We start from the raw sequence: 8,437 nt of genomic DNA on the forward strand, positions 1-8,437 counted from the left end.
AAATGAGTTCACTATCTTCTTACACTTTCATTCTGGAAGCTTTATTCTATGCAGCTTCATATTAAATTGGTATTAATGAGAGATGTAATTCTCACCCGATTAATTGTAGGCAAATGGCACGGCCGTGTCCTGATTGGGGGTAATATTAATTCCGATGCAAGCGGATTTGATATAACTACTCATCTTGTTAGCATTTCTGCTGGATAATTCAGAGAACTTATTACTGAATGTTATCACCTAACTTTCGCGATCGCAAATAGTTTACAAACCGGATATCGGCACAAACTCGTAACCGTAACTCGTGCGATTTCCGGGTTTAACACTTACTAATTGGACTGCTCGATTGCGATCGCCCGAAGGTAAAAACCGAATCGGGCCGGATGCTCCTTTTGCCGAAAAATCTGACGCCGATAAAGCTTGTTGAATGCCTGTACGAGTCGGATTGCGCCCTAAACCGGCAATTAACGCCAGGGTCGCATCGTAGGCTAAAGCTGTGCGCCAACTTACTTCAGCATCCCAAAGTTGTTTCGATGTTTGGGGAAAGTTTGACTGCGGATCTGCGAGAATGTGCCAAGGAACAGCCAGCACCATATCTGTTGCTCCTGCGCCACCGATTTGCAGTGTTTTAGCACTATAAGCACCGTCTCCCGCTAGTAACGGCAGCCGCTTGGCGTTTACTTGCACTACTTGCAAAGCTTGGTCGAGCGTGGCTGAATTGGATGCTAACAGAATCACTTCTGCTCCTTGGGCGATCGCACTTTTAACGCTATCGGCAGCATTAAAATTGCCATTAGCAAAGTCAAATTCCGATACTATTTGTCCTCCATCTCCGTAAATAGCAGTGGTGAATTCATCTTTTAAAGATTTGCTGTAACTGCTGGCAGAATTGAAAAATACAGCAGCTTTTTGCTTTTGCAATTTTCCCACGATATAGCGAGAAAGAGCATTAGCCGCAAACCGATCGCTCGGCACTGTCCGAAATATATTGTTGCCAACTCCTGAAAGCTGCACTGAGGTACTTGTCGGAGAAATTGCTACTAATTGTTTTTGCTGGTAAATCTTGCTGGCTGCTAGGGTTGTATCTGAACCAAAATGCCCGATTACTCCTAAAATTTCCGAGTTATTTGCTAAAGCACTGGCAATTTGGGCCGCCATTTCTGGCTTGTTGTCATCGTTAGCAATTAGCACTTTTAATGGAGTGCCGCTAATGCCGCCGCTTTGGTTGATTTCATTTTGAGCTTGAGCTACGCCCCGCATAATTTCTAGAGCAGCATTGATATCGCCGCCAATGGGAACTGCTGCGGCAATTGTGTAGGATTTTTGATCGCCGATGCGGGCGTTGTTGAGGTAAATTAGTGCTTCTGGATCGTTGCGATTGGTTTTCAGCGAAGCTTGTAAGTCGGAAATAGCTGCGTTATAGTTGCCAGATGCGATCGCCTTTACTGCTGCTTGTTTGGTGGTTGTTGCTCGCTCTGGAATTAACAGTTTTTGTCCGGCACTCAGACGCTGCCCTATTGCCTCCTCTGATTGCGCCGAATTCCCCGTCGCAGGGTTGGGGAATGTCTGATTTTGGGGTGATAAACCTCCGAGATTGATGCCGCCTCGGCTTGTGAGCCACCAAATACCTGCACCGGCTAGCCCGATCGTAATTAGGAGCGATAATACCAGAACAGCGGTTTCGTTTTTTTGGGACATGGCGGCAGAATTTTAGATTTTAGGTTTTAGATTCAAAGAAGGAAGGAAGTTCGGCAACGAGTAATGTACGGGATGTAGCGCATTTAATAAGAAGTTTTCCTTCCTTCAATAATTTATATAGCAATTATTCTACTTGTACTACTGGAGATAGATGATTTTTGGCTGACATATACATATATTTTAGCGCGTGGTAATTTATTTTATCTTGATATTCTAGAATCTAGCAGCGTAGCAGCTTAGCTCCCAGTGAGGTTGACTCTGATACCTGCAAATTGTCCCGTCTCAGAGGGTTTGGCTTCTTCGTCGTATTGGGCGCTGCTGGGGGTGGGAGGCATTTCTGGCGTGATTTCTGGTGCTGTTTCAGGCACCGCGTCTCCTGAGTCTGGGCTCAGCGGGGGTGCGATCGGGGTGTTGTACAATTTGAGGATGATTCTTGTGGGGAATAGGGGTTAGCGTCCCGCCTGCTGTGAAAATACACGCCTTCGGGCGACGAGATCCCATCCCACAAAACAATCAAAATCCCCCCGCTATTATGCAACGCCATAAATAGGGCTGTGGCGATCGCGATCGTCACGTTATAAAAGCCTCTACCATCGGTGCTTGTTCAGAGGCTTGCTGTGGCATCAAGTGGTTGTTTTGACCGTACCACAAGCTGATTGCTGCGATCGCTATGCAGCCAACTAGGGTCAACAGCGAAGCTGGCATTTCTCCTGTTTTTTTTTCCATCCTTTAACTCCTTGCTCGCGCCTATGACGCCTGGAGTAAAGAGTCGCTGGCTTATAGCTTGCTTAACTTGTTGACTGCCGTTTTATTTGCCGTCATACTTCCTACTAGGGTAGAACAATCAGCTAAATATAGTTTGTTGGGAATCTACTTTATAGGTTTTTTTATATTGCTTAGTTTTTTGTAAAAATTTTTGAGCGTTTCATATCACAATTATTTGATAAATGGTTTTTCTTAATTATATCTTTATTTTTCCGTGCAATCTCGACAGTGGGGGAGTTCTTAACGATCTAGGGGCGGGGAAAGATTAAAGTTTTTTTAAGTTTGACAAAATAAAGGACATCTTTTGTAATATAAAGAAGAAAGTTGAAAAAAATATAAAGACAAACTAATTGGATAAAAGTGTCGCTAAGGTAGTAAAAATGACGGTTGGTCAGAGAAAAAGAGTGTTAAGCTCGGCTAAGCTCAGTCAAAGCAAAACCTCAATATTTAATTAAGTTCGATCGATAACAAAGGCTAAGGTAAATTCCATGGCAAACTCAGTTTTAAATCAGCCAAACGCAGCAGCAGGAGTGCAGTGGCAGCCAAAAGATATTATCCGCGGCCTAGTGTGGAAAATTGCGATCGCAACCTGGCTGTTAATGGCTGTAGGCAGCGCCACGCGAGTCATGAATGCGGGGCTCGCTTGCCCCGACTGGCCGCTGTGCTACGGTCAATTAATACCTGCAGCGCAAATGAATTTGCAGGTATTTCTGGAATGGTTTCACCGGTTGGACGCAGCAGCGATCGGTTTAAGCGCGATCGCACTTTTAGGACTATCTTTGTTTTACCGCAGCCGCCTGCCAAAATGGCTGCCTTGGGCGAGCGCCGGGGCAGTATTTCTAATCGTTTTTCAAGGCGTATTGGGCGGCTTGACAGTAACACAACTGCTCAGATTTGACATCGTTACCGCTCACTTGGGAACAGCTTTACTGTTTTTTGGCGCCCTGCTAGTCATCGGTTTCATGCTGACTCCCTACGAAGCTACAGGAAATGTCGGCAAATTGGCTTGGGTAAGTTCGATCGCAGTATTGTTAGTTTACCTGCAAAGTTTGCTAGGAGCATTAGTAGGCTCTAGATGGGCACTGCACCAATGTTTGGACTCCTCAGAATTGTGCTCGGTAATGAACAGCCACATCGCCGGTATCGTACCAGCTACAGCAGCGACTTTAGCCGTAGCAGTCATGGCTTGGCGGCAGCCTGCACTGAGTCCAAAATTGCGAAAACTGGCTAATTGGGCGAGTGTTTGCCTAATTGCTCAATTAGTTCTGGGATTAGCAACTTTCCGGCTGCACCTTCAGGTAGAACCGCTGACAGTCGCCCACCAAGCAGTCGGTGCTGCTTTGCTGGGAACCCTGATAGCTTTTAGTGTTTTAGCTTGGCGCGATCGAGTTTTATCAGCTTGAGAGATAAGACTAAAGTAAGAGACGGCGGGTTTATTAATCCTTGTAGCTACAGCAAATATTTCTCGTAAAACCCGCCCCTACAACCTAATGACGAATTCGCAAATAATTACTAACAGCTTACAACCGATGCAAGAAATCCTTACCAACGACAGGCCCCGCCTCCACGAAAACTTTTCGCAAGTCGTGAAAAGTTACTATCAACTAACAAAACCCAGAATTATTTTACTGCTGCTAATCACTACCTCAGCAGGAATGTGGATGGCCGCCAAAGGAGAAGTAGACCCGCTATTGCTGGTATCAACTATTACTGGAGGCGCTTTAGCTTCCGCGTCGGCGAATACGATTAATTGTGTCTACGACAGCGACATCGACTATATCATGGAGCGCACCCGGTGGCGGCCGATTCCTTCCGGGCGTGTCAAGAAGCGGGATGCTTTGATATTTGCGATCGCCCTAGCTACAATATCCTTTACATTGCTCACAGTTGTTGCCAACTTATTAGCGGCATTGCTAGCAATGTCAGGCATCGTTTTCTACGTCCTAATTTACACCCACTGGCTGAAGCGTCACAGCGTGCAAAACATCGTCATCGGCGGTGCAGCAGGGGCGATTCCCCCGCTAGTTGGGTGGGCTGCGGTTACGGGAGATTTGAGTTGGGGTGCGTGGCTGCTGTTTGGGATTATATTCCTGTGGACACCGCCGCATTTTTGGGCATTAGCAATGATGATTCGCGATGAATACAAGGAAGTAGGCGTCCCGATGTTACCTGTAATTGAGGGCGACGAAGCCACAGCCCGCCAAATTTGGATTTACACGCTATTGATGATTCCTGCAACTTTGCTGCTAGTTTATCCCCTACATTTAGCGGGCGCGGTGTATGCGGGAACAGCTATTTTCCTCGGTGCTATTTTTGCCCAAAAAGCTTGGTTGCTGTTGCAGACTCCCGAGGATAAGATTGTTGCGCGATCGCTCTTCAAATACTCTATTCTGTACCTGATGCTATTGTGCGCCGGAATAGTGGTTGATAGTTTGCCTGTGACTCATAATTTTACTACTGCTGTTGTACAAAATGTGCAAACTTTGATTAGTGCAGTTGTGATGTAGTCTGCTTTTAGAGCCCCGGCTTCTTGAAGAAGTCGGGGCTCTCGGTATTTAGCTATTTTTTAAGTATTTACTCAAAAACTCTAACTGGTTCACCATTTCCTCTGCTGTCTTATTAGCAGTTAGTTCCATAATGACTCTAACTTGCTCGCCCACGGAATAGTCTTGTGAGATCAGCGCAATGCCAGCATGAGATTCCTCTCTGCCAAGGAACTCAGTATGTAACTGACAGAAGTCTCCAATATTGTGACTGTACAAAACTCTGTTTTGACTGGCAGCTAGCCGAAGTTGTTCTTCGTCGATTAATCCTTCTGTTTGAGTTTCGTTGACGGTGGTTACATCGACTTGACGTGCCCGTAATGCCCGTAGTAGGGACTGATCCTGGGAGTCTTCATCTAGGTAAAGCCTAATCTCACTCATGCTTCTTTACCAAAGTTGCTGTACAAAGCTTCAAGACGCTTGGCTTCTGCTGCTTGATTAATCAAATCAGTTTCAATTTCTGCGGTGTTGGCATGATAGTAAGTTAATGCAGCGTAGACTTCGGCGAGGGTGAGATGTCCGATGCGTTCGCCAATCTCTTCAGCAGTCAATCCTCGCTTGTACCAGGTTACAATCCGGCGAACGGTAACGCCTTTACCGACGATGTGAGGACATCCACCATGCAGTCCGGGAGTGCGTGTAATGAGCGTACCAATGTCAATAGATACTGCTGCGGTCATAAACTATCGAAGTTTGAATGGACTGATCTCTATTACAGCATAGCGATCGCAGAATTATATCGCCGTGTGAGTGTGGGGCGATAAATGAGGTAAGCTAGAGACAAAGGTTTTAAACAATTTTAACCCATGCCAGCATCCGTTGCTTATCTGTTTGACAGAATTACAGTGAACCCAAGACAATGTGGCGATCGTCCCTGCATCCGGGGAATGCGGATTCGAGTCATCGATATCCTAGAGTTGCTAGCTGCGGGTGAGCAAATTTTTGAGTTTATGGAAGAATTTCCCGACTTGGAACTTGAGGATCTAAAAGCTGCGCTTTTGTATGCAGTCTGCAAACTAGACCATCCCGTTTTAGCCACATGACAATTTGGTTGAATGCTCATCGATCGCCAGCCATTGCTGTGTGGATTACTGCTACCTTTGGTGAAATACATCAGCGATCGGTGGTATTTTTCTATTATATTGGGTATTGTATCGCAACGGCGATACAATTATAAGTTGGGCTGCTTTAGGTTTTGGTAAGGGCAGCACATTTAGCTTGGTCAAATTAAAAAGAATGAAGACATTAGTGGAATATGAAAATTTACGCTATATCACTCGCAGGTAATATCTATTGGAGGATTCATCGCAGTGATCCATTAATACTAAATCTTAAGTCCTTACCTGGATACTTTTTAATCAATCCCTTAACCTACTCAGAAGTAGAATTAGCCTCTAAAAATTTTAGTTTCAAAAATATTTGAATTGTTAATGGTACGATCATTGTTTCGACGGGAGGTTTTATATTGGGAACTTCGCTTGAGGAGTTTGACCCTTCTTCAATTCCATTTCCTATAAAAAAAGCAAAGATTTTTCAGCTTGATTCAGAAGAAAAAGCAAGTTTTGATATTCGTGACTTACTTCCTACTTATGTAGAACGTTTCTCTTCAAACCTGCGTCAAACAAGTAAGCAGGTTACAATCCCTACAAGTTTCTCCGTTATTTCCAAAGGTGAACTCCTTGAACTACCTGAATTAAATTTCACAGAAGTCAAAAAATCAGAGGTATCCATACCAAGATATACATTAGACACAGCGGTTACATGGGAAAATTTAACTGATGCAGATTTAGATTTTTTGGCTTTAAAGAGCTTTGTATATGAAAGACTATTACTCGACGCAATCCATGCTTACAAAGACAAGGATTATAGAAGATCTCTGCTGTATACAGCTATTTCTGTCGAAACATTAGCTGCGACAAAATCAGATGAAGCATATGACCTTATTACTCAAAATGGAGATGCTGATAATGTTTTGAGATTAGTTTCTTTTTCCCAAAAGGGAGGAACTTTAATTACTAAAGATCCTGTTTATGAATTGCTGCGTAGTAGAAGCAAGTTTCTAGAGCTTCTTCATGAGATACCCTTGTATATTTTTGGAAAATCTTTAATTGTTGATAATGAGGCTTTATACCAAAAAGCTACTAAGCTTTATAGAACTCGAAATAAAATAGCGCATTTAGGCGAATCTCATGCTGGAAATCAAACAACATTTGCAATGACTGAAGAAGATGCTTTAGAGGCTATAGAATGTGCAATGAATATCTTTCAATGGTTTGAGGTATCAACACATTTTCCTATTCCTAAATTGTCCTTTGTTACAGGATATTCACTTTCGTAATTTATAAAGTCTTAGTCAGCAGTCCAACAACGCCCATGCACAGCGACCGACTAAAGATGATTGGCTATGCTGCATAGGTAGTCTGCGGCGGGTGATGGGCACCGTTGGGTAGTGGCTTGAATATATCTATCAAATTCCAACCCAAAGGTGAATGCCATGCAAGCCAAACTTCAAGAACAATTTTCTCCTACTGATGCCGAAGTTATTTGGGGACGCTTGCCAGAACGAATTCAAGCGACTCCGATCGCGCGTGCTGCGAAAATTGAATATCCGATCGCCATTTCGATCGCCAATTTCTCGACACAGAAGCATTAGGTTTCGTAGATTGCAAACCAGGACGCGGGCAGTAAAATCGAGAAGTCCCAGGCGATGAAGTTCGAGATAAGGTGAAAGCCTGATCGCTAAAATGATGAATAGATGTTGCTGCCAAGATAACCATGACCACCATTACCCTCAACCTCTCTCCCGAACTCGAACACCAGATCCGCACTGAAGCATCTCGACAGGGCGTTGAACCCGATCGCTACATCCTCAACGCCCTGCAAGAACGCCTCCAGCCTAAACTTCCAACCACCCAACCTACTGAAGCCGACTTGCTGCAACAAATTAACATCGGCTTTTCTGCACAAACCTGGGAAGAATATCATGCCCTCATCGCCAAGCGTCATGCCGAAACCCTGACTCCCGAAGAACACGAGCAACTGATCCAAATGAGCGATCGCCTTGAACAACTCAATGTTGCCCGCATTCAAGCCTTAATTCAACTCGCAACCTTCCGCAACCAACCTCTGACGGAGCTCATGCAAACCCTCGGCATCAATCCTCATCCCGAGATCGTTGATTATGCCTGAATCCCGCCTTACACAGCAGCAACGACAATTCATTAAACAACGCGCCAATGGTTGCTGCGAGTATTGTCTCAGTCAAGCTAAATTCTCTCCAGACCCCTTCTCCATTGAACACATTATCCCTCGCTCCAAAGGTGGCACCAGTGATTGGGATAATCTGGCGATCGCTTGTTAACCCTCTTTTGTCACTCTCGTGGTAGTATAAGCAGTGACACACCCCAAAAGCATTGCCAGTCCTATGGTAGACC

Annotated in this window: 12 protein-coding genes; 7 read left to right on the top strand and 5 right to left on the bottom strand. The window is 44.6% G+C overall.

Going from position 1 to position 8,437, the window contains the following annotated elements:
- Positions 1 to 261: 261 nt before the first annotated feature.
- From QUA71_RS28285 to QUA71_RS28295, 3 genes are all read right to left on the bottom strand, one after another.
- Positions 262 to 1,695, bottom strand: coding sequence for an ABC transporter substrate-binding protein (locus QUA71_RS28285; protein WP_333290216.1), 1,434 nt, complete (start codon positions 1,693 to 1,695; stop codon positions 262 to 264).
- Positions 1,696 to 1,931: 236 nt separating this feature from the next.
- Positions 1,932 to 2,063, bottom strand: coding sequence for a hypothetical protein (locus QUA71_RS28290; RefSeq protein WP_333290218.1), 132 nt, complete (start codon positions 2,061 to 2,063; stop codon positions 1,932 to 1,934).
- 202 nt (positions 2,064 to 2,265) lie between these two features.
- A complete protein-coding gene (locus tag QUA71_RS28295; protein ID WP_333290220.1) occupies positions 2,266 to 2,421 on the bottom strand; it encodes a hypothetical protein in 156 nt (51 codons plus the stop codon).
- 527 nt (positions 2,422 to 2,948) lie between these two features.
- On the opposite strand from QUA71_RS28295, the gene QUA71_RS28300 reads away from it, so the two are divergent.
- Together QUA71_RS28300 and QUA71_RS28305 are read left to right on the top strand one after the other, a co-directional pair.
- Positions 2,949 to 3,863, top strand: a complete 915-nt coding sequence (locus QUA71_RS28300) for a heme A synthase (RefSeq protein ID WP_333290222.1) — start codon at positions 2,949 to 2,951, stop codon at positions 3,861 to 3,863.
- Positions 3,864 to 3,989: 126 nt separating this feature from the next.
- Positions 3,990 to 4,967 carry a heme o synthase gene (locus tag QUA71_RS28305; protein WP_333290236.1) on the top strand — a complete coding sequence of 326 codons (978 nt, stop codon included), beginning with the start codon at positions 3,990 to 3,992 and terminating at the stop codon, positions 4,965 to 4,967.
- Between the two features lie 48 nt (positions 4,968 to 5,015).
- Here the strand turns inward: QUA71_RS28305 and QUA71_RS28310 are convergent, their stop codons facing one another.
- Both QUA71_RS28310 and QUA71_RS28315 read right to left on the bottom strand, forming a co-directional pair.
- Positions 5,016 to 5,384, bottom strand: a complete 369-nt coding sequence (locus QUA71_RS28310; RefSeq protein ID WP_333290224.1) for a DUF5615 family PIN-like protein — start codon at positions 5,382 to 5,384, stop codon at positions 5,016 to 5,018.
- On the bottom strand, positions 5,381 to 5,683 hold the full coding sequence (locus QUA71_RS28315; protein ID WP_333290226.1) for a DUF433 domain-containing protein: 303 nt from the start codon (positions 5,681 to 5,683) through the stop codon (positions 5,381 to 5,383). The genes QUA71_RS28310 and QUA71_RS28315 overlap by 4 nt, the downstream gene beginning before the upstream one ends.
- Positions 5,684 to 5,809: 126 nt before the next feature.
- On the opposite strand from QUA71_RS28315, the gene QUA71_RS28320 reads away from it, so the two are divergent.
- From QUA71_RS28320 to QUA71_RS28340, 5 genes are all read left to right on the top strand, one after another.
- On the top strand, positions 5,810 to 6,046 hold the full coding sequence (locus QUA71_RS28320) for a DUF433 domain-containing protein (protein ID WP_333290228.1): 237 nt from the start codon (positions 5,810 to 5,812) through the stop codon (positions 6,044 to 6,046).
- Between the two features lie 422 nt (positions 6,047 to 6,468).
- Positions 6,469 to 7,341 carry a hypothetical protein gene (locus QUA71_RS28325; RefSeq protein ID WP_333290229.1) on the top strand — a complete coding sequence of 291 codons (873 nt, stop codon included), beginning with the start codon at positions 6,469 to 6,471 and terminating at the stop codon, positions 7,339 to 7,341.
- A gap of 156 nt (positions 7,342 to 7,497) precedes the next feature.
- A complete protein-coding gene (locus tag QUA71_RS28330) occupies positions 7,498 to 7,656 on the top strand; it encodes a hypothetical protein (RefSeq protein WP_333290231.1) in 159 nt (52 codons plus the stop codon).
- A gap of 122 nt (positions 7,657 to 7,778) precedes the next feature.
- Entirely contained in the window at positions 7,779 to 8,192 is a 414-nt protein-coding gene (locus QUA71_RS28335; protein WP_333290233.1) for a hypothetical protein, read from the top strand.
- Positions 8,185 to 8,364: an HNH endonuclease signature motif containing protein gene (locus QUA71_RS28340; protein ID WP_333290234.1), complete on the top strand. Its 180-nt coding sequence runs from the start codon at positions 8,185 to 8,187 to the stop codon at positions 8,362 to 8,364. The genes QUA71_RS28335 and QUA71_RS28340 overlap by 8 nt, the downstream gene beginning before the upstream one ends.
- Positions 8,365 to 8,437: the final 73 nt, after the last annotated feature.

Origin of the sequence: Microcoleus sp. MON1_C5, from assembly GCF_036701875.1 — a bacterium.
In the GTDB taxonomy this organism is placed as follows: domain Bacteria; phylum Cyanobacteriota; class Cyanobacteriia; order Cyanobacteriales; family Microcoleaceae; genus Microcoleus.

Bases quoted from the DNA above. Each gene is read 5' to 3' on its own strand.
- QUA71_RS28285 (WP_333290216.1), bottom strand. From the start codon at position 1,695: ATGTCCCAAAAAAACGAAACCGCTGTTCTGGTATTATCGCTCCTAATT.
- QUA71_RS28295 (WP_333290220.1), bottom strand. From the start codon at position 2,421: ATGGAAAAAAAAACAGGAGAAATGCCAGCTTCGCTGTTGACCCTAGTT.
- QUA71_RS28300 (WP_333290222.1), top strand. From the start codon at position 2,949: ATGGCAAACTCAGTTTTAAATCAGCCAAACGCAGCAGCAGGAGTGCAG.
- QUA71_RS28305 (WP_333290236.1), top strand. From the start codon at position 3,990: ATGCAAGAAATCCTTACCAACGACAGGCCCCGCCTCCACGAAAACTTT.
- QUA71_RS28310 (WP_333290224.1), bottom strand. From the start codon at position 5,384: ATGAGTGAGATTAGGCTTTACCTAGATGAAGACTCCCAGGATCAGTCC.
- QUA71_RS28315 (WP_333290226.1), bottom strand. From the start codon at position 5,683: ATGACCGCAGCAGTATCTATTGACATTGGTACGCTCATTACACGCACT.
- QUA71_RS28320 (WP_333290228.1), top strand. From the start codon at position 5,810: ATGCCAGCATCCGTTGCTTATCTGTTTGACAGAATTACAGTGAACCCA.
- QUA71_RS28330 (WP_333290231.1), top strand. From the start codon at position 7,498: ATGCAAGCCAAACTTCAAGAACAATTTTCTCCTACTGATGCCGAAGTT.
- QUA71_RS28335 (WP_333290233.1), top strand. From the start codon at position 7,779: ATGACCACCATTACCCTCAACCTCTCTCCCGAACTCGAACACCAGATC.
- QUA71_RS28340 (WP_333290234.1), top strand. From the start codon at position 8,185: ATGCCTGAATCCCGCCTTACACAGCAGCAACGACAATTCATTAAACAA.